This window comes from Streptomyces sp. Q6 (assembly GCF_036967205.1).
GTDB classification, from domain to species: Bacteria; Actinomycetota; Actinomycetes; order Streptomycetales; family Streptomycetaceae; genus Streptomyces; species Streptomyces citrinus.
Map to the genome: position 1 here is coordinate 7,279,662 of NZ_CP146022.1, position 20,938 is coordinate 7,300,599.

The window sequence follows — 20,938 nt, forward strand, 5'->3', positions numbered from 1 at the left end:
CGGCGTACGTGGGGCTCTGCCACGTCACGCTCGTGTGCCCGGCGTCGAGGGTGCCGCTGCCCGGAGTGGCGGCACCGGCCTGTTGCGCGGGGGCGGTCAGCAGGCCCGCCCCGAGCAGCGCGAGCGCGCCGCAACCCCCCAACACGGCTCTGATGCCTCGTCGTTGCCCTCGTCTGCGCCCACTGTGCACGGTACGTCTCCGCTTCCGCGGGGCCGGTCGCCCGGCCCGGCATCTCGCTCGCGTGGATGTTTACTAGTGCTTGAACATCTGTGATTTCGCGCAACTTCGAGCATGAAGATGCCTACCTGGACGTGCTCCTGTCAACGCCCCGTGCGGGCCGGAGCAGTCCGCGCAGAGATTCTTTGCGCATCCCGCTATCTGTGGACATGACCGGGCTCTACGGTGGAGACCCCTGGCGCCGGGACGCCCGGGAAGTGCCCCAACTCGCCCTTGTGGAAGTGCTGTTGGGGATGTGGCGGGAGGGGGAGGACATGACCGCCGAGGATCTGACGCGCCATGTGTCCGACGCGGCAGGGCTGCGCGCACTCATCGAGGAACATCCGCCCGCCTCACTCGCCGCCCCGGAGGCCCGGGCCGCGCTCGTCCGGGCCCGCGACGCGCTGCGGGACGCGGAGGAGAGCGCCCGGTCGCCGTTCGGGATCGGCCTCGTCGGTGAGATGAGCGCGGGCAAGTCGCTGCTGCTCGGCGTCCTCCTCGGGCTGCCCGAGCTTCTGCCCGTCGGCGACGAGGCCGTCACCGGCAACGTCACCGTCGTCCAGGCCAGGCCCGCTCCCCGGGGCGGCCGCTCGCGCCAGACGTCCGTCCAGGTCGAGTACTTCGACGAGGCGCAGGCCGTCGAGTACCTGCGGCACCTGCGCGACGCGCTCGCCGACCAGTCCGCGGCCGCCGGGCTCGACGCCGACCTCGTCGGCAAGCTCCGCGGCATCCACCTCGACACCCCGGACTGCACCCCGCTCCTCGCCTTCCGCGACACCCACCTCGGCGGCGCCATCGGCGCGTCGCTCTCCGGCGTCCTCGACGAACTCGCCCTGGTCTCGGCTGCGTTGGACAACGCCCGCCGCTCGGGAAGGCGCCTGTTCGGCACCTCCGCCGTGCTCGACGCCCAGCTCGCCGGAGCCGCCGTCGTACTGCCGGGACCGGCCGGACTCAGCGCCCCCGACCCCCGGCTCGAAGGCGGCGGACTCAGCGCGGAGATGCTGCGCGCCACCATGCCGCTGGTGCGGCGCGTCGTCCGCGAGGTCGAGGTCGACCGCGGCGTGTGGGACGTCACCCCGTTCCCCGGCGGCGAACTCCGCCTGATCGACTTCCCGGGACTCAACAGCGCCTTCAGCGCCGTACGCGACGGATACGTGTGCGGCGTCGAACTGCGCACCGTGCACACCGTCCTCATCCTGCTCAAGACCACCAGCGGCGCCACCGACACGCCCGAGCGGCTGCGCCGGATGTGGCTCGCCGCCCAGCGCGACGACGGGCTCCAGGGCTCGGTGCTCGCCGCCGTCAGCCGATTCCACGAACTGCCGGTCACCGAAGACCTGTTGAAGCCCTGGCTCGACGACGCAGACCGGTCGACGAGCCGCGAACGGCTCCTGGAGCGGGTCCCCGTCCTCGGCGAGCTGCTCGCGGGCGCCGAGCGCCTCGTCGCCCAGGGCCGCGGCGACCGCATCGTGTTCACCTCCGCCATGCGCGCCCTGCACGTCTCCGGACAACTGCGTGAGGTCGGACCCGGCTTCGTCAGCTCCCGCCACCTGGGCACCCAGCTCCCGCTCGCCAACGCGCGGGCCGCGGTCTGGCGCACCGTCGGCGACCGCCTGACGGCCGCGGGCGTCGGCGGCGCGCTCGGCGGCATGCTCACCGCGTTCGCCGACGACGGGGGCATCGGCCGGCTGCGCGACGCGCTGCTCGACCACGTCGGCGAACACGGCGTCGCCCTGCGTCTCGCCCAGCTCGACGGGCGGCGCCGCGAGGCCCGCGAAGCGCTCCGCGCACTCTGCGACGCGCTGACCTCCGGCGGCGGCGCGAAGGCCGACGCCGACGCCCAGACCCGGGTCAGCACCCAGCTCTTCGCCCTCAACACCGTATGGCGCGACGTCCGCGCCCGCGCCGCGACCGAACTGCTCGACGCCCGCGGGCTCACCCTGCCCCGTGACTCCACCGACACCCAGGAGCGCACCCTCTTCGAAGAGCTGGAGGCCGACGTCGCCGACCGGGTGTTCGCCTGGGAGTCGTGGCGGCGCCTGCTCGACGCCGTCCGCGACGCCCACGTCGACCCGCGCAGCCTGCCCGACGACCGACCGCCGCCCCTCACCTCGGACGACCTGTTCGCCGAGTTCCGCGACACCTGCCGCGACATCCAGTCCCGCAACGGGCCCCGGCTCCTCGCCGCCCTGGAACAGTGGCTCGTCGGCCACCAGCACCGGCTCGTCGCCATCGCCGGTGAACTCGGCGCCATCCTGACCCCGGACGCCTTCGCCCGGCTGAAGTCCGCGACACCCGCCGAGACCGACCTCCTCCTCGACCAGCTGCGACGGGCCACCACGCTCGGCTGGATGCGCGACGGCGCGGAGAAGGCGGTCCGCGAACAGCTCCCCGACGACAGCGGCGACCTGCGACTGCGCGCCCGCTTCCCGCTGCGCCTCGGCCAGGTGCTGCCCTGGCACCCCGACAGCAACGCCGCCGCGTACGCCCGGCACCAGACCACCGTGGCCCGCTACCGCAGGGACATGGCCGCCATGGTCCTGCACGAGTCGCTGGCCCGGCTCGCCGACGCCCAGCGCGCCGTGAGCGCCTGCCTCGTCTCCCAGGTCCACGCCTTCCTCGACGAGATGAGCCGGGGCGACGTCACCAAGGCCCTGGTGCGCGCCGTGGCCGGCGAGGGCGCGCAGGCCCGGAGCTCCACCGGGTTCGCCGAGGAACTGCGGGCCCTCGCCCGTACCTCCGTCTACTGGTGGGAGCGCGACACCGGGCCCCTGGCCGCCCGGCTCGGCGACACCGGGACCGCCACCAGCTTCGAGGCCGTGCTCCATGTCGGAGGTGCGTGATGGCTCTTGACGTGAAGTTCGTCCTCGACGACACCGTGGGCGGCCCGCCGTCCCAGCCGCTGCGTCCCGACGCCAACGGCCGCTACCGGATGCCCGCCGTGCGGCTCACCCCGCACGGGGGCCCGGTGCGCGTCGAGAGTCTGCGCTGCCGCGTCGAGGCCGACGCCGACGGCGCCGCCCCCGTGGCGGAGTGGCGCACCCAGGTCGCCGACGCCTGGCAGGCCGTCGCCCCCGACGGGCAGCGTCTCGCCCTGCCCACCGACATCCACGCCTGGCCCGTCGCCCACCCCGCCGGGGCGGCCGACGGCATCGTGCGCCTGGTCTGCGACGTCGCGTACGCGCCCGTGCCCGAAACACCCCACGCCACGGCGGAGTTCGCGGCCGCCGGGCTCACCCCCGCCGACGCCGTCCAGCACGCCCACGCCCGCGTCACCCTCGCCTTCGCCCGGCCCGCCCTCGCCATGCCGGCCGCCCCGCCGCCACCCACCGCCGTACCGGACACCGACCGCTACCTGGGGCACGCCGCCATCGACTTCGGCACCTCCAACTCCACCGTCACGCTGTACGACGCGCTCATCCACACCAGCCAGCCGTTCTCCGCCTCGCAGGTGCAGCGGCTGCGCACCGGGATCCTCACCCGGGTGCTCGCCGCGCCCTGCCCCCCGGTCGTCGCCGGGGAATGGGAGTCCGTCCTCGCGCTGACCGCCGCCGAACTCGACGGGACCCTCGCCACGACCGCCCGCGGCGACCGGGCCGCGGCGATCGCCGGACACCTCGGCTCCGCGACCGACTCCGACGGCCTGTTCCGGTTCTGCCTGCTGCTCGAACAGCGGCTGCCCGACTGCTCGCGCACGCTCCGCCACGAACTGGCCCAGCGCCTCTACCGCTGCTACGACGACGCGTTCAGCGACCCGCCGCTCGAAGCCATGCGGCTGTTCCGCGTCGACCTCGGCGACGGCAGCCACGAAGTCCCCAGCCGCATCGAGGTACTGGGCACCGACCCGCTGGCGGTGCGCCTCGGCGACCCCGAGGGGCTGCCCGCGCCGCGCACCGCCACCTCCACGGGCACGCTCTCCGGCATCCTCGGGCAGCAGCCGCTGGCCGCCTACCGAGGACTCAAGCTGCGGCTCGGCGACTCCCGGCCCCTGACGGACCTGCCCGGCACACCGCCGCCCACCCCGGACGACCTCATCCAGGCCGGACTCGGGTTCCTCGTGGACCGTGCCGACCGCTACATCCGGGCCCACGCGGGCGGCAGCCTCGGCTCGGGCACCCTCGACGACGTCGCCCTCACCTACCCGACCGTCGCCACCCCCGACGTACGCCGCGCCCTGTACTCGCTGGTCTCCGAAGGACTCGGCATCAGCCGGGTCTCCATGCACTTCGACGAGGCCGTCGCCGCCGTCATGTTCTTCGTCATGCGGGACTTCGGCGGCGACCTGAACGTCGGCGTCGAGGCGTTCCGCGCCCGCTCCCGCCCCCACCCGGCCGAGGCCGCCACCTGGGTGCAGAACATCTTCATCCTCGACATCGGCGGCGGCACCACCGACATGGCCCTGGTCACCCTGACCCTGCGGGACACCACACCCGCCGCCGTCCTGGAGCGGCCCGACGCCGACCGCCTCGGCCGGCACTACACGCTCGTCCCGACCGTGAGCGGCTCCAGCGGCCACACCCGGCTCGGCGGCGACCTGCTCACCCTGACCGTCTTCCACTGGCTCAAGGCGTCCCTCGCCGACCGGCTCATCGCCCGCCGCCCCGACGCCTACCGCACGGCGCTCCAGACGGAGCGGGCGCCGTACCTCGACGACAGCGGCACGTACCTGGCGGGGCGCCTCGCCCGGGACGTGCACGCCGACGACGCCGACGTGCGCGCCGTCGCCCGCAGGCTCGTGGAGGCCGTCGTCCCCACCCACTGGAAGGACGCCCCCGGCTCCGAACAGGAGCAGCGCCGCTGGCACTTCGAACAGCTGTGGAAACTCGCCGACCAGGCCAAGATCCACCTCGGCGGATCCGACCAGAGCGGCCCGCAGCCGCCCTCCCCGACGGTCTTCGGCGAACAGGAACTGTCCGGCGTGCTCGGCAGCCTCGGCCACGGTGACCTCGTCGAGACCGTCGGCGCCGAGGGCCCGCTGAGCTTCGAGCTCGACGCCGCCACCTTCGGCAGGCTCATCCGCGGCCACCTGGCCAACGTCGTCGACCTGGCCACCGGCATGCTCACCCAGCGGCTGACCCAGCAGCAGAGCAACGAACCGCTGGACCGGATCGTGCTCACCGGCAAGACCAGCGCCATGCCGATGGTGCGCGAGGCACTCGTCCAGGGGCTCGGCCGGGACGGGAAACTGGACTGGGACCCGGCCACCATCGAGGTGGAGCGGGCCTACGCGAAGACCGCGACCTCGATCGGCGCCGCCTGGGCCGAACACGTACGCCAGACCGCGTTCGACCCCGAAGGGTCCGTCCCCGCACTCGAACAGGGCCGCACCGTCGTCCAGGTGGACGTCGACAACCTCTTCTTCGCGCTGCCCTGCGCCTTCATGCACGGCCTCCAGCTCGGCGCCGGAGACCTTCCGCTGTTCCACGCCAACGAGGAGCTGTACCACCTCGTCCACACCGAAGGGGTGCCGCCGGTCCTCGCCGTGCGCAGCGCGGAGCCGGCCCGCCTCACCGAGACCGTCAGCGTCGTACGGGTCCGCGAGGGCAACCAGGGCAACATCACCTGGGGCCAGTTCAAGTGCCCCGAGATCGGCAAGCAGCTGCCGGACATGCCCCCGGGCAGCGTCCTCGACCCGGCGATCTGGCCGCACCTGATCAACATCCGCTTCGAGGTCGCCGCCGATCTCGACGTGTTCGGCTACCTGTCGTACGGCACACCCCACTACGTCGTCCCCTCCGGCGGCGAACCGTACGTGGACGTGTGGAGCCGCCTCCGCAAGGCCGGACTCCTCAAGGACGACCAGCCGCCCGCCGTCCTCCCGTTCTCCCTGTACGTGGGCCGCACCATCGCCGGCTCGGCGCAGGCGGCCGAGGGCACCGACCCCGTCTTCACCGGCGGCGCGCTCTTCGACCAGACCTTCCACGACACGGCCGACGACCCGGGCCCCGGCCGCGCCGGACTGCTCAGCCGCCATCTGCCGCTGCCCCAGGGCAACGGCGAGTGGGAGTTCTCGGTCGCGGCCGAGGGCGAGGACGGCGAGCAGGTCATCACGGTCGGACGCCTGCCGAGCCCGCCCGCCGCACCAGGGATGCGCACCCGCTACCGCGCCACGCTCGACGAGGCCGGACTGCTGCGCGTGCACGCCGCCGAACTGCCGTACTGGCCCGCCCGCGACCTGCTGCACGTCCAGCGGGAACCGGGCCGGGTGCTCCGGCACCGGATGACCGTGCAGGACAAGAACCGGGACGAGCAGGACGACCCGTTCGCGGGACTGCAATGAGCACCGGGGCGGACCCCCAGGAGTGGCCCGCGCTCCAGCAACTCCTCGCCCAGCAGCGGACGGTGGCCGGAGCCGTCACCGTCGCCGCCGTCGACGCGCTGCGCGCCACCCTGCGCGCCTGCCTCGCCGCGGCCCCGGGCGACCCCGGCGTGCCCGCGGGCACCCGGCTCCTCGCCGACCTCGACGCGCTGCGCGCCGAACGGGGACGCGACGAGCCCGTCCTGCGGCTGCGCCCGGCGCCCGCCGAAGCCGCCCCCGCCACCGGCCTGGCCGCGCTCGCCGCCGAACTCGCCAAGTCCCCTGTCGTCGAGGACTACGCGCCCGGCGCGGCACCCCGGGCGCCGGCGGTCCCGGCGACGAGGACGGGCTGCGCCGCTGGTTCCATCTGACGCTGCTGCGGCTGCCCGCCCGGCACGCGGCGGGCTGGCGGGCCCGCGCCGCCCAGGCCGACCCGCCGACCGACGGCCCCTGGGACACCCTGCCCGGCCTGCGCGACGAAGAGCTCCTGCCGCCCGCCCCCGACGGCAGGAAGGGCCTGCGGGTCAGCCGCACCGAGGGCGCGGGACTGCGCGAACTCGGCGAACTCGCCATCGCCCTCGGGGCGTTGGACGAGAGCCTGTGCCACCTCCTCGACGGCCTGTGGACCGGCGGCTCCGCCCTGCTGTGCGAACCCGGCGTACGCAGTGTGTACGCCGCCGAACTCGCCCGCCGCGCCGACGCCGTGGACCGCGCGCCCACCGAGGGGCCCGAGCAGGTGCGCGCCCGCGCCCGCGCCGCCGAGGCCCTGTGCTCCGTCGTCCACCTCCCGCCCGGCGCCCCCGGCAGCTGGTGGCACCGCTACGCCGAGGACGCCGCCGGTATCGCGCTCGACGCGGCCCGCGCGGCGCGGGCCGCGGGACACGACGTCGAGGCGTTCCTGCCCGCCGGGCCCTACCGCGAGGCCCACCGCCACACCCGGGCCGACGACGTACGTCTGACGGCGGGCGGCCGGCCCGGCGAGACCCTCGCCTGCCTGCGCCTGTGGCTGCGGGTGGGCGACCAGGTCTACCCCGGCCGGGTCGTGTACCGGGGCGACGCATGACGACCGCGACGGGCGACTACCGCAGGGCGTCGGCCCCGTACGCCCAGAAGTCCCGCATGATCCGCTGCGGCGCCGGACCGCTCATCGCGTACTGGGTGAGCAGCACCGTCACGGCCCCGGTCGACGGGATCAGGTGCGCGGCCGTGCCGGTGCCGCCGACCCAGCCGTAGCGGCCCGGGATCTGCCAGGGGTCGCGCGGCTCGACGTCGACGGAGCCGCCGAAGCCCCAGCCCTGCCCCTGGGTGAACAGCTCGCTCGCCCCGCGCTGCTGGTCGGTGAGGTGGTCGGTGGTCATCAGGCGGACCGAATCGGCGGACAGGAGCGTGCCGCCGCCGTCGAGCAGCATCCGGGCGAACGCCCACCAGTCGTCCGCCGTGGAGACCAGCCCGCCCGCGCCGGAGGGGAACGCGGGCAGGCTGCTCCACTGGCCGTCCGGGGTGTCGACGCGCCGGGCGCCACCGTCGGCCGTGGGCACGTACGAGCTGGTGAAGCGGTCGCGCTGGGCGGCCGTCACTTCGAAGCCGGTGTCGCGCATGCCGAGCGGCTCGAAGATCCGCTCGGCGAAGAACTGCGGGAGCGGGGTGCCCGAGGCCCGCGCGATCAGGACGCCCTGGATGTCGGAGCAGGTGTTGTACAGGTAGGCCTCGCCCGGCTGGTGCAGCAGCGGGACGCCGGCCAGCGCCGCGAGCCAGGTGTCCGGCTCCGGCAGGCGCTGCGGCGCGTGCGGGTCCATCAGCGGGAACAGCGCCTGCATGGCGGGCAGCGAGAAGTCCGAGGAGAACCCCCAGCCCGCCCGGAACGTGAGCAGGTCCTCGACCGTGATCGGCCGGTTCGCGGGCACCACGTCCTCGACCGGCCCGGCCGGCTCGCGCACCACGTTCGGCGACGCCAGTTCGGGCAGCCAGTGCGCGATCGGTGCGTCGAGGGCGAGCCTGCCCTCCTCGATGAGCATCATCACGGCCGCGGCCGTGATCGGCTTGGTGAGGGAGGCGATGCGGAAGATCGAGTCGCGGGCCATCGGCGCGGTGCCCTCCGCGTCGGTGTGCCCGACGGCCGCCACCTCGACCCGGTCGCCGCGGGCCACCAGGCCCACGGCGCCCGGCACCGGCCCTTTCGTCACGTGCGGAGCCAGAACGTCGGTGAGCGTGGTGCTGTCGGTCATCGGGGTCACCCTCCGGTCGGACGCGGATGCGTACGAGAAGGGTGACTCCCGAAGCGTGATCAACTCATCGGTTCGCCGTCGGCGTCCCACAGCGTGTCGTGGGCGCGGTGCGCGTCCGTCAGACCGTTCGTGAAGAAGCGCTCGTAGTACTCGCCCTCCACGTGGTGGGCCTGGAGCCAGATCCCGGGTACGTGGATGGCGTCCGTGTGCGCGGGGAAGCGGCGGTGCGTCGACAGGATGTACGTACAGATGTCACGGGCGCAGTCGATGACGCGCTCGTCGTACTCGCCGGCCTCCGCGAGGTACCGCTGGCCGTAGTCCTCCTTGTAGATCCGGGTGAAGACGTCCTTGTCCCCGTACGTGCCGCCGGAGCCGAACTTCCCGTCGATGACCGCGTCCACCGCGTCCGACATCGACGCGTGCGCGGGCGGGCAGGCCGCGGCGATCAGCGGCTCGCCGGTCGCCGGGTCGGCGATGCCCACCGGGTGCGAGCGCAGCGTCGCGTACTTCGGCAGCGGGACGTGCCAGCGCCACAGGTCGGCCGGGCGCCAACGCGGCGTGACGTACGTGAAGCCGAGCATGTTCCCGTACGTCTTCCTGAACTTCGGGTCGCCCAGGGCGATCTGCGGGTTGATGGAGGCGTGGATCCAGGCGCCGAGGCCCATCGCCTCCGCCGTCAGCATCACCGTCTGGAGGAGGAGGTCCGCCTCGATCTGGGTGCGCATCGGGCCGAGCGCGCCGAGCGGCAGTTTCAGCTCCTTGTTCAGGAAGCCGTTGTCGATCCACTTCTTCACGCCCGCGGGACGGTACAGGTTGCGGTCGTCCACGACGGTCGGCCGGGCGCCGTCCGGCTGCGTGAGCAGGTACATCAGGGCGTTGATGTACTGGTGCGAGAGGTCGACCACCGGGAACAGGACCGTGGTGCCCGGCAGGTTCGACAGGAAGCGGTTCGAGTCCAGGTAGGCCGGGAAGTCGCGCAGCCCCTCGGCGACGTCCAGGCGGTGGTCGAGGACCTTCACCTTCGCCTGCCGCGCCCGCTCCACCAGCGTCGCCGCCTCGAACGGCTCCTGGGGCGCGGGCGGCAGCTTGCGCAGGAAGTACGTACCGCTGTCGTTGATGAGGAAGAAGTACGTGCCCTGCGCGTTGTCGGGGCTGCCCGCCGTGCGGCCCGTCATCGTCAGGTTGGGCTTGGCCATGATGGGCTCGCCGTCGCGCGGGTCCTCGAACGGGCGGTCCGGCATGGTCAGTCCGGTGGAGCCGGTGACCGCGATCAGCACCGCCTCCTCCAGTTCGCTCAGCGGCTCGGCCCGGTGCGGCGAGCGGTAGCTCATCGATCCGGCCGACACCGAAGCGCCCCGGGAGACCCGGTGGGTACGGCGGCGCCAGACCGTCTTCAGGAACGGGCGGGTGAGCAGGTCGTCCAGGCCCTGGTGGCCCGACGAACCGTCAACTGTCGGCATGGGAGGCCCCGTTCTCGGTCGGCGGCACCGGCCGCCACGGCGCGAACGCGCTCGCCTCGCGCGGCAGCAGACCCGCGAGGTCCGGGCAGTGCCGCAGCACGACGGACTTCATGCCGCCCTTCTCCACCCAGTCGATACCGAGCGGCGTGTAGATCTCCGGGCGGTAGTCGACGTTGAGGAAGCGGTCGCTCTGGAGCCGTCGCGTCGCCATCAGGATGAAGATGCGGAACGCCGTGTCGGAGAAGCCGAAGCCGGTCGGCGGGTTCTCCGCGAACAGGCCGACGACCGTGTCGATCTCGTCGACGGTCCGGTACACGTCCTTCAGGCGCGCCAGCGTCTCGGGCTCCCGCGTCAGGTCCTCGAAGCGGCGGATGCGCTCCTTGTGCAGCCCCGCGCGGAAGTCGTTGTAGCGCGGCACGCCACGGCGCCGGGTGCGCACCAGGTCGACCACCGACAGGTCGATGATCTCGCCCTCGCGCTGGAAGCGCGTCAGCGACTTCGGGTAGTTGTGCAGCGTGATCGCGCCCGGGTGCGCGATGCCGAACGAGTAGAGCGTGTTGGCGAGGCCCGTCTTGCGGATCTGGCTCTCGGCGGCCGTGCCCTGGATGTCGTGGAAGCCGACGGTCTCCAGCCGCTGCCCGAAGTGGTGCTCGCGCAGCTCGTAGTCGTCGGGGATCAGCGGGTGCATCCGGTACACCGTGACGAAGTCCTCGGTGAGCGAGTACGGGGCGCCGTGGTGGTCGGGCAGCGTCTTCGGGATGCCGGTCAGCGAATGCGACTCCAGGAGCCACAGCCCCAGCTGGTTCAGCCAATTGCGCGGCGGGCCATCCCAGTTGGTGCGCAGGCCGACGTCGATCGCCTTCGTCGCGAGGATCGCCGGGGTCCACTCCACCGTATGGATCTTCGCGATGAGCGCCGACACGACGAGCCGCGCCGTGTGGTAGATCCGTTCCTCGCTCATCGACGGGTACTCGGCGCGCAGCGCGTCGCACACCGTGTTGTGCTCCCGCGCGAACAGCGTGTGCATCGCGCTGAGGCCCATCCACCAGTTGTCCTTGAACCCGGTGATCGGAATGCCCGTACGGTCGACGGGGATGTGGCCCGCGTCGAGCAACAGCCGTGCCCCGCCGTCGGGTTCGCGCAGCGACTTCGCCGTCCGCTCGTCGCCGCCGTACACCTCGGAGCCGTCCCACCAGTGCGAGGCGGTGTTCCCGAAGAGGATCGGCGGCCGGTCGCCGGGCGGTTCGACGCCTTCGTTCTCGGCGAACCGCATCACGTTCTCTTCCGGCCCGTTCGGGTGGTTGACCCACGTGCCGCCGCCGGGCGGCAGCGGTACCTCGACCGTCTTGCCGCCCTCGGGGTAGCGGCGGTGGTTGACCCAGTCGTGCACCTGGAACTGGATCCACGCGGCGGCCAGGACGTTGAGGGACGTCGCCGGGACGAAGCTCTCCCGGGTGAGGAGCCGGCGGCTGACCGTCACCGGGTTCGGGGTGTCGAAGAGGTCGGGGCGGTACACGGGTGCGAGGTTGCGGCCGAACGCGGCCCCGACCGCGCCCATCTTCGGCGCCGACAGGTCGTTGTAGGTCCCGTCGTACGAGCGTGAGGTGCGCAGCCGCTCGTCCACCGGGACCGGCACGGACTGCGTCCTCGGCGGCGCCTCGGGCACGTCCGTGTCGATGAGGTTGAGGCGGCGCAGCGCCTTCCGCAGGAACACGAGGTTGAGCAGGCTCGCGTCCAACGGCAGCCGGTGCCAGGGGACATACCGGTTCAGGGCGCGGAAGGCGAGCCCGACCGGCACCCCGAGGACCCGGTTGCGCAGCGGTTCCTGCGAGGTGAACCGGGTGCCCTGGCGCTGCGCGGCGCTCGCCTCGTACGCGACCTTGCGGGCCCGGTTGAGGTTGCCGAGCGGCCTGAAGTCCTCCGAGGTGAACCAGGGGTTGAACGTCAGCTCCTCGACGCGGCGGGCCGCCGAGCGGGCCTCCGCCGTCGTGATGTCCTGCGCGGGGACGGTCAGCCGGGCCACCGGCAGCGGCGGCGAGACCGCTTCCTTCCACTCGACGGAGCCGTCCTCGACGGGCGTGCGGCGCTCGTCGACGTACCGCTGCACGCACAGGTCGAAGGTGACGTCGCCACGGGACAGGCGCTGGGCGAGCTCGGTGTGCAGGAAGTTCGGGTCGCCGCGGTCGGGACGCGGCTCGGCGCCGCCGCCGACGGCCGGGCGCAGCAGGTAGCGGACCGGCCCCGCCTCGCCCCACAGGATCGCGCCGCGGCTCCAGTACGTCTCGCGGGCCAGGCTGTTGACGGTGTGCCGGGTCGCCGCCTGCACATTGCGCCGCATCCGGCTCGCGGTGCCGAGGCCCACGGCGAGGGGCAGTTTCACGAACAGGCCGACGGCCTTCTGCAACGGAGTGCGCGCGCCGGCCATGGCCTTGGCGAACGCCACGAACTCGCGGGCGTTGCGGGCGTGCGACACCGGGAACGAGGTCGCCAGCAGATCGTGGCTCTCGTCGCCGGTGACCTGCACCCGCACGGCCACCCCGTGCAGGTCGGGCGCGCCGTCGGGGCCGCGCACACCGCTCGCGTTGGAGAGCCGTACGGTCGCCGGGTACTCGGCGCCGGCCTTGGCGAAGCCGCTGGTCAGGGCGGGTGGCAGATCATCGAGGAAGCGGAGTCGGGCGTTCTCGACGCCGAGCGCCGCCTTCGCGTGGAAGGCGCGTTCGTAGCCCGCGGCGCCGCTCGCCCGGCGGTTCGCGACCTGGACCCGCATGATCTCGCCGGCGAGGCGCTGGAAGACGAGGCGCTCGGCCTCGGCGCTGCCGCCCTCGTACCGCTCGTACTGTGCGTACCGTTCGGTGTCGGCCATCGTTGCCGTCCCTGTCGTGTGCCGTGCGTCAGGAGGTCGTACCGGAGGGGGCAGCGACGCTATCGGCGTCGTCCGACGTCCCGCAGCGCCGTATCCCGCCATCTGCGACGACCGCCGAGCGACGCGAACTCCCTTACGAATAAGGGCGTTTGGCCCTGTCGGAGGCGCGGCCTCGCGGGCCCGCGACCGCCCCGCGACATCGTGCGCCGCCCCTCCCACACGCGTCCCTCGTGACCGCGCCCGGCGGCCCCCGCGGATGGCCGGTCAGCGACGGCTTGACGACACCCGGCCGCGGTGGTGTGCTCGGCAACCCGCCCAGGGAGGCGTCATGCGCGACACCACCGTGCACGGACCCACGTTCGCCGAGCTGCGACCCCTGAAGGAGGCGACCTTCGTCGAGTCGGGCCGGGCGACCTTCCCCGTCTACCCCGACCTGGCCGAACGGCTCCTGGACGACAAGGCCCACCCCGACCCGGACGGCGTCCTTCCGCACGTCATGGCGGTCTGCTCGGCCTACGCGTACGCGGGATTCGGGCAGGAGAGCGACGCCGGGACCGTCGCCATGATCGCCACACGGCTCGGCCTGGAGTCCAATCGGATCCGCGTCTTCGAGCAGCGCGTGGACGCCCTGTACGTCGCCTCGGCGGCCTACCTCATCCAGGACGAGGACCGCAGGATCGCCATCCTGTGCTACCGCGGCACCCAGCCCGAGGACATCATCAGCATCCTCACCGACGCCGACGTACGCCCCGACACCCTCAGTGTCGACCTCGACGGCGTCCGCCACTCCGTCCACGCGGGCTTCTACCGCAACATGCGCGCCACCCGCTACCTCGTCCTCCAGGCCCTGGAACGCGCGGTGCGCGGCGAGTCCGTCGACCCGAAGGAGCGGGGCGTACGGGGCGGAGGACTCGAAGCGCTCTACATCACCGGGCACAGCCTCGGCGCGGCGATGGCGGCCCTGATGGCCGTCACCCTCGTGCACGAACCGCGCTACGCGCACCTCGCCCGCAGGCTGCGCGCCGTCTACACCTTCGGTCAACCCCTGATCGGCGGACCGGAGTTCGCCCGTGCCTGCGAGCGGGCCACCGACAGCAACGGCACCCATGTGCTGCGCGACCGCGTCCTGCGCTACATCCACGACCGTGACGTCGTCCCCGCGCTGCCGCCCCGGCCGGTCGGCCCGTACGCCCCGTTCGGCCGCGAGTTCCACTACCGCAGGCCGCGCCGGGGCCTGGACGCGGTGTTCGCGGCGGCGGCCGACACGGCGGCGGAGGCCGTGGCCCTCCCCGGTGACGTGCTCGGCGGCGCGAACCCGCTCGACCGGCTGCGCCGCGTCGCGGCCCTCCCGGCCCGGGTCCGCCAGGAGGGCTGGGTGGAGCGCCACGACCCGGCGCGGCCCTACGCCCAGATGGACAGCCTCGCCGGACTCGCGGTGGTGGCCCCGCTCGCCTTCTTCGCGACGCGCCTGGCCCTGACCCGCTCGATCCCGTTCCGCTACTCCTTCGAGGACCACGGGCCGGCGCACTACGTCAACACGCTCGCTCCGCAGGGCGTGCTGAGCGAGTACGGGGACGTCAGGTAGGCCCGCGGGCGCCCACTCCTGAAGGGCTCAACTCCTGGACCGTGCAGGCACCAGGAGGACGGAGCCACCACGGCGGCGACCCTGGGCCGGTGCTCCACGGAGGGCCTGGCGCGCAGGATCGCGGCCCTGGACACCCGGCCGCGCCGCCACTACGGCGCGGCCTGCCCCCTGTCGGCGATGCTCACCCTGATGCTCGTCGGCGGCGCTCTCGCGGCCCGCGAGAGCGGCGGACCCTCCCGGTGCCCCGGCGGCCCGCAGGCGCCGGACCCGTGCGTCCGTTCTTCTCGCGGGCCGAGAACCTCAGGCCGTGACCGGCCCGCTCACGCCATCTGCCGCCGCACCAGCTCGTGCAGCCGCCCGCCCGCGTCCGCCAGCAGCTCGGCCGGGGAGCCCTGTTGCACGACGCGGCCCTGGGACATCACGACGACCCGGTCCGCGTCGAGGACCGTCGACAGCCGGTGGGCGATCACGACGCGGGTCGCCCGGAGCGCCCGGGTGCTGTCGATCACGATGCGCTGCGTCTCGTTGTCGAGCGCGCTCGTCGCCTCGTCGAAGAAGAGGATGCGCGGGCGCCTGATCAGCGCCTGCGCGATCATCAGGCGCTGGCGCTGGCCGCCCGAGATCGCGCCGCCGCCCGCGATCATCGTGTGCAGTCCCATCGGCATCCGCTTGATGTCCTCGGCCAGGCCCGCCATCTCGGCGGCGGCCATCGCCTCCTCCTGCGTGAACGACTCGGCGCCGCAGATGCAGTCGAGGATCGAGCCGGTCAGCGGCTGCGCGTTCTGGAGTACGACACCGCACTGGCGGCGTACCGCCGCCTGGTCGAGCGCCGAGAGGTCCTGGCCGTCGTAGAGGACACTGCCGTACGTCGGTGCGTCGAAGCCGATGAGCAGCCGAAGCAGCGTCGACTTGCCGCAGCCGCTCTCGCCGACGACCGCCACGAACTCGCCGGGCCCGATGGACACGGACACGTCGTCGAGGACGAGCGGTCCGTCGTCCGTGTAGCGGAAGGAGACGCCGCGCGCCTCCAACGCCCCGGTCAGCTCGCCGGGCTGGGTCGCCGCGCCGCGCACCTCGGGCTCCGCGTCGAGCACCGGCTTGATCTGCTCGTACATCGGGAGCACCGCCGCCGCCGAGATCAGCGCGCCGGTCAGCTGCGTCACCGAGGTCAGGAGCATCGTCACCGCCGTGTTGAACGTCAGGAACGCGGCCGCCGACAGGGACCCGCGCGCCGGCCCCGCGAGCAGCATGAACATCACCAGCGAACACAGCGGCAGGTAGACGGCGTTGAGGACCGTCGTCACGTTCTTGATGCGGCCCGCCCGCCGCTGGAGCTCCCTGCTCTGCGCGAACTCCTTCGCCCACGCCCCGTACGCGAACGACTCCGCCCCGGCGACCCGCAGCTTCGGCAGCCCGCGCAGCGTCTGGAACGCCTGGTTGTTGAGCTTGTTGCCGAGCTTTACCAGTCGGCGCTGCCAGCGCAGTTCCATCAGGCCGAGGGTGAGGAAGACACCCGCGACGAGCACCAGCAGGCCGAGCGCCGCCAGCGCCAGCGGCACGCTGTACACCAGCAGTAGCACCAGGTTCATCGCGCCGATCGTCACCGACTGCACGACCACCGGGCCGACCCCCGACAGGAGACGGCGGATCGCGCTGATGCCCATCGCCGCACTCGCCAGCTCACCCGTCGAGCGGGACGCGAAGAATCGTGTGGGGAGCCGCAACAGGCGGTCCCAGACGGCGGGTTGGAGCACGGACTCGACGCGGCCCTCGATGCGCAGCACCGACATGTTCTGCACCAGCATGAACACCGCCGACACGACACCGGAGACGATGATCGCCAGCGACATCTGGGTGATCGGGCCCGTCTCGGCGTTCGGTACGTACCGGCCGAGCACCTGTCCGGTGGCGACCGGCACCAGCGCGCCGAGCCCCACCGTCACCAGGCCCGCGAGGAGCAGCCGCCGGATGTCACCACCCAGCGCGCGCACGCTGAACCGCAGCAGACCGCGCGGCGTCAACTCTCCCTCGGGCAGCGGCCGGTAGAGCATCACGGCCCGCTCCTCGAAGTCCTCCGCGTTGTCCTCGTCGACCCGGCTGCGCCGGTCGCCCGCCGCGTTCACCGCCTCGTAGCCGCCGCGCCGCCACAGCAGCGCGACGGGCGCCCCGGACGCCGCGCGGAAGCCGACCAGCGGCCCCGAGTCCTGACGCCACCAGTCGCCGCTCAACCGCACCGGACGGGTACGGATCCGGGACGCGACCGCGATCTGCTCGACCGGGTCGATCCGGTCGCTCACCGGGCCGCCGTGCCGCGGCTCGACGAGCCGGATCCCGGCGGCCCGCGCCACCACCGTGCACGCCGCGTACGTCGCGTCGACGCCCGCGTCGGCGGGCCGCTCGCGCCGCCGCCGCGTACCGATCGAGGCGAGCAGCGTCCGGTCGGCCTGCTCGCGCACCGCCTCACCCGCCCGGATCCCGGCCGCGGCCCGGTCCTCGTGCGCGCTCTCCAGACGCTCGATCCACCGGTCGAGCGTCGACAGGAGCCGGTGCTGCTGGTTCACCATGCGCTGCCACAGGGCCCCGTCGACCAGCAGATCGGCGGCCGCGTCGGCGGCGTACGCGGACCCGTACTGCACGCTGCCCGGGGAGAGTTGGGGCCACAGCACGTCGTCGTCGCCGAGGAGCTCCGGGTCCGCGGCCCGCCCGCCGTGATCGCTGAAGGGGGCCTCGAAGAGGACCCGCTGCCCGCGCCCCACACCGAGCGCGAACGCCTCCTCCAGCAGACTCCACGCCATGTCGTACGAGCCGTCGGCCGAGGGCCGGGCGCCGGGCGTGTACGGCAGCTCGCGCAGCGGGATACGACGCAGGGCACAGCCCGCCAGCGGCCGCCCGACCAGGGTGTGCCGGGTGCCCTCGACCGGGCCGAGCAGCAGCGTGCCCGGCTCCAGGCGCCCCAGGAAGTTCCAGTGCCCCTGCGCGTACACGTCCACCGCGAACAGGTCGAGGGCGCCGTCCGTGACGAGCCACAGCACCTGCGGGCCCTCCAATGGCAGGCTGCGCACTCCCGCGCAGTCGAGCGGCGCGCCGAGCCCGCCGAACGCGGCGACGACCTGGTCGCCCGCGTGCGGCGAGCCGAACGGGGGCTGCGCGTACGCCTCTTCGTACCCCTCCTGCTGCCCGTACCGCTGCTGCGGCACGTGCTGTGCGTACTGCTCCTGCCGCTCGTACGGTTCGTAGGTCATGTCAGTGCTCCCTGACCAGCTCGGCGTACGGGCCGCCCGCCGCCACCAGATGCTCGTGGCGGCCGCGCTCGACGACCTGCCCGTGGTCGAGGACCACGATCTCGTCGCTGTCGCGCACCGTGCTCAGCCGGTGGGCGATGACCACACAGGCGCAGCCGCGCCGCCGGATGTTGTCCATGACGACCTGCTCGGTCTCGGCGTCGAGCGCGCTCGTCACCTCGTCGAGGACGAGGATGCTCGGCCGGCGCACCAACGCCCGTGCGATCTCCAGACGTTGACGCTGCCCGCCGGAGAAGTTGCGCCCGTCCTGCTCGACCGGGCTGTGGAGGCCGCCGGGCCGCCGCGCCACCACGTCGTACAGGCACGCGTCGCGCAGCGCGTCGGCGACCGCGTCGTCGGAGATCGAGGGGTCCCACAGCGCGACGTTGTCCCGGACCGTGCCCTCGAAGAGGAACACGTCCTGGTCGACGAAGGACACTGACGCGGCGAGCGCCCCGCGGGGGATGTCGTCGAGGCGCCGCCCGTCGATCCGGATGACGCCCTCCCACGGCGCGTACAGCCCCGAAATGAGCCGGGAGACGGTCGACTTGCCGCTGCCCGAGCCGCCCACGAGCGCCACCTGCTCGCCCGGACCGACCGTCAGCGAGAACCCCGAGAGGAGCGGCTTGTCGAGCGGGCTGTAGCCGAACGTGATCTCCTCCAGCTCGACGTGCCCCTTCAGCCGGCGCGTGTCGTGCACCGCTTCCGGGCGCGCGTACAGGGTGTCGACCGGGAAGCTCTCGACGTCCTTGAGCCGGGCCACGTCGGCGGCGAAGTCCTGGATGCGGCCCGCGACCCCGTTCAACCGGGTGAGGGGCGCGGTGAAGCGGGTCACCAGCGCCTGGAACGCGACGAGCAGGCCCACCGACAGATGCCCCTCGACGGCGCGCAGACCGCCGATCCACAGGATCAGCGCGCTGTTGAGCGTCGCCAGCGTCGGCGCGACGACCCCCAGCCAGGCGCTCGGCACCCCGAGCCGCTGCTGCTCCTCCAGCGTCGTCGCGTGCTGTCCGGCCCACCGCCGGAAGTAACCGTCCTCACCGCCGGTGGCCTTCATCGTCTCGATCAACTGGAGCCCGGTGTACGAGGTGTTGGTCAGCCGGGCCGTGTCCGCCCGCAGCTTCTGCGTGCGTGTGGCGCGCAGCCGTACGACGATCCGCATCGCCACCACGTTCAGGAGCGCGATGCCGACGCCGACCATCGTCAGCTGCGGGTCGTACGTCCACAGCAGCGCCGCGTACAGCAGCACCACGATCCCGTCGACGCCGGCCGCCGTCAGGTCGCGGGCCAGCGTCTCGGAGACCCCGTCGTTCGACTGGAGTCGCTGGACGAGGTCGGCCGGGCTGCGCTGCGCGAAGAACTGCACGGGCAGCCGCAGCAGATGGCCGAAGAAGCGGGCGCTGCTGAGCGTCGACGAGATGATCCGGCCACGCAGCAGATTCGCCTGCTGCAACCAGGTCAGGGCGCCGGTGAGCGCCACCATCGCGCCCATCGACGCGAACAGGGCGCCCAACAGGGAGGTCTGATCACCGATCAGGAACAGGTCGATGTACGTGCGGCTGAGCGCGGGCACCGCCGCGCCCACCGCGACGAGCAGCAGGCTCGCGAGGAGCGCGGCGACCATGGTGCCGGTCGTGCCGCGCAGCCGTCCGGGCAGCGCCTTGAGCACGCCCGGACGGCGCCCGCCCGGCCGGAAGTCCGGTCCCGGCTCCAAGACCAGGACGACGCCCGTGAAGCTGGTGTCGAAGTCCTCGGTGGCCACGAACCGGCGGCCCTTGTCCGGGTCGTTGATGTGCACGCCGCGCCGCCCGAAGCGGCGCCCCGTGCCGTCGTAGACGACGTAGTGGTTGAACTCCCAGAAAAGGATCGCCGGGCCCTGCACGTCGGCGAGCGCGCCGGGCTCCATCTGCATGCCCTTGGCGGTCAGGCCGTAACTGCGCGCCGCCTTCAGGAGGTTGCTGGCGCGCGAGCCGTCCCGCGAGACACCGCACGCGATGCGCAGCTCTTCGAGCGGGACGTGCCGGCCGTGGTGCGCGAGGACCATGCCGAGCGCCGCGGCGCCGCACTCGACGGCCTCCATCTGGAGGACCGTGGGGGTACGCACCGTCCTGCGGCGCCTGGGCGGTGGGGGAGCGGGCCGGGAGCGGCGGCGCCCACCGTGTCCGGCGGGCGGCAACGAGGTCGCGGTCACGGCAGCAGCCAATCGATCGGGCGCTGCTCGGCGAGGTGCACGGCGCCGCCGGTGAGGGTCATGGAGGTGAGGGCGTACGGCGGCCCGCCCCGGGACGACCAGGCATAGCCGGACGTCGTCGAGGCGGAGGGGGTGAGCTGCACGAGGACCGGAACCCGCGCCCCGCCCTTGGTGAACTGCGCGGCCAGATCGGCGTCCCCGAGGACGTCGGTGACCTGCCGCTTCGTCTGCGCGGCGCGCCCGACCGCCTTCACGGTGCCGCGCAGCACCCCGTAGCTCTGGGCTGCGGGCACCGTCAGGTCGACGGAGGCGCCCGCCGGGACGGTCGCCGCGCTGGTGGCGGGCACGTACAGCAGGGCGAGCAGCGGATCGCGCGCGGAGGAGGTGCGTTCCAGGGTCGCGACGTCGGCACCGGTGGTCACCACGGACCCCATCCGCGCGACGAGCGCCGTGACCCGGCCCGCGTCGATGGCGCGGACGACCCGATTGCCCTGCTCCGTACGGACTTTGAGCAGGGGCGCGTCGGCCGCGACCCGCTGCCCCTCCCGTACGTACAGGCCGGTGACCTGTCCGGTGACGGGCGTCTGGAGCACGTAACTGCCCCGCCCGTAGGTGAGGACGCCGCTCGCCTTGAGCGTCGAGGAGACCGAACCGGTCACGGCCCACACACTGGCGGCGGCCATCACGACGACGGTGACGGCGAGCGCGAGCAGCCCCTGCGGCCGCGCGAGCCGCACCGGAAGGTCGAGCGCCTCCGGCGACTGCAACTTGGACAGGGCCTGTTGGCGGAACTGCACGCGGTGATTCCCTTACGTTGC

Annotated in this window: 11 protein-coding genes; 5 read left to right on the forward strand and 6 right to left on the reverse strand. The window is 73.2% G+C overall.

Going from position 1 to position 20,938, the window contains the following annotated elements; translation table 11 throughout:
- Nucleotides 1–492: 492 nt before the first annotated feature.
- The 4 genes from V2W30_RS33605 to V2W30_RS33620 all read left to right on the forward strand — a co-directional run bounded on the left by V2W30_RS33605 (nt 493) and on the right by V2W30_RS33620 (nt 7,578).
- Nucleotides 493–3,060: a dynamin family protein gene (locus V2W30_RS33605; RefSeq protein ID WP_338702350.1), complete on the forward strand. Its 2,568-nt coding sequence runs from the start codon at nt 493–495 to the stop codon at nt 3,058–3,060.
- Entirely contained in the window at nt 3,060–6,497 is a 3,438-nt protein-coding gene (locus tag V2W30_RS33610; RefSeq protein ID WP_338702351.1) for a hypothetical protein, read from the forward strand. The genes V2W30_RS33605 and V2W30_RS33610 overlap by 1 nt, the downstream gene beginning before the upstream one ends.
- Nucleotides 6,494–6,886: a hypothetical protein gene (locus tag V2W30_RS33615; RefSeq protein WP_338702353.1), complete on the forward strand. Its 393-nt coding sequence runs from the start codon at nt 6,494–6,496 to the stop codon at nt 6,884–6,886. Before V2W30_RS33610 ends, V2W30_RS33615 begins: the two co-directional genes overlap by 4 nt.
- 215 nt (nt 6,887–7,101) lie before the next feature.
- Complete coding sequence (locus V2W30_RS33620; protein WP_338702354.1) at nt 7,102–7,578, forward strand: hypothetical protein; 477 nt, start codon at nt 7,102–7,104, stop codon at nt 7,576–7,578.
- Nucleotides 7,579–7,594: 16 nt separating this feature from the next.
- Here the strand turns inward: V2W30_RS33620 and V2W30_RS33625 are convergent, their stop codons facing one another.
- Genes V2W30_RS33625 through V2W30_RS33635 form a run of 3 tightly spaced genes read right to left on the reverse strand, consistent with a single transcriptional unit; the run spans nt 7,595 to nt 13,063 of the window.
- Nucleotides 7,595–8,740: a serine hydrolase domain-containing protein gene (locus V2W30_RS33625; protein WP_338702355.1), complete on the reverse strand. Its 1,146-nt coding sequence runs from the start codon at nt 8,738–8,740 to the stop codon at nt 7,595–7,597.
- A 59-nt stretch (nt 8,741–8,799) separates the two neighbouring features.
- A complete protein-coding gene (locus V2W30_RS33630) occupies nt 8,800–10,200 on the reverse strand; it encodes a hypothetical protein (RefSeq protein ID WP_338702356.1) in 1,401 nt (466 codons plus the stop codon).
- The gene (locus V2W30_RS33635; RefSeq protein WP_338702357.1) at nt 10,187–13,063 is read right to left on the reverse strand and encodes a peroxidase family protein; all 2,877 of its coding nucleotides are present in this window, start codon (nt 13,061–13,063) and stop codon (nt 10,187–10,189) included. Before V2W30_RS33635 ends, V2W30_RS33630 begins: the two co-directional genes overlap by 14 nt.
- 328 nt (nt 13,064–13,391) lie before the next feature.
- Here V2W30_RS33635 and V2W30_RS33640 point away from each other — a divergent pair, with 328 nt between their 5' ends.
- Entirely contained in the window at nt 13,392–14,648 is a 1,257-nt protein-coding gene (locus tag V2W30_RS33640; protein ID WP_338702358.1) for a lipase family protein, read from the forward strand.
- A gap of 320 nt (nt 14,649–14,968) precedes the next feature.
- Here V2W30_RS33640 and V2W30_RS33645 read toward each other — a convergent pair whose 3' ends face one another.
- Genes V2W30_RS33645 through V2W30_RS33655 form a run of 3 tightly spaced genes read right to left on the reverse strand, consistent with a single transcriptional unit; the run spans nt 14,969 to nt 20,917 of the window.
- On the reverse strand, nt 14,969–17,890 hold the full coding sequence (locus tag V2W30_RS33645) for an NHLP bacteriocin export ABC transporter permease/ATPase subunit (protein WP_338702360.1): 2,922 nt from the start codon (nt 17,888–17,890) through the stop codon (nt 14,969–14,971).
- Between the two features lies 1 nt (nt 17,891).
- Nucleotides 17,892–20,132, reverse strand: a complete 2,241-nt coding sequence (locus V2W30_RS33650; protein WP_425244630.1) for an NHLP family bacteriocin export ABC transporter peptidase/permease/ATPase subunit — start codon at nt 20,130–20,132, stop codon at nt 17,892–17,894.
- Nucleotides 20,117–20,917: an HlyD family efflux transporter periplasmic adaptor subunit gene (locus V2W30_RS33655; RefSeq protein WP_338702361.1), complete on the reverse strand. Its 801-nt coding sequence runs from the start codon at nt 20,915–20,917 to the stop codon at nt 20,117–20,119. The genes V2W30_RS33650 and V2W30_RS33655 overlap by 16 nt, the downstream gene beginning before the upstream one ends.
- Nucleotides 20,918–20,938: the final 21 nt, after the last annotated feature.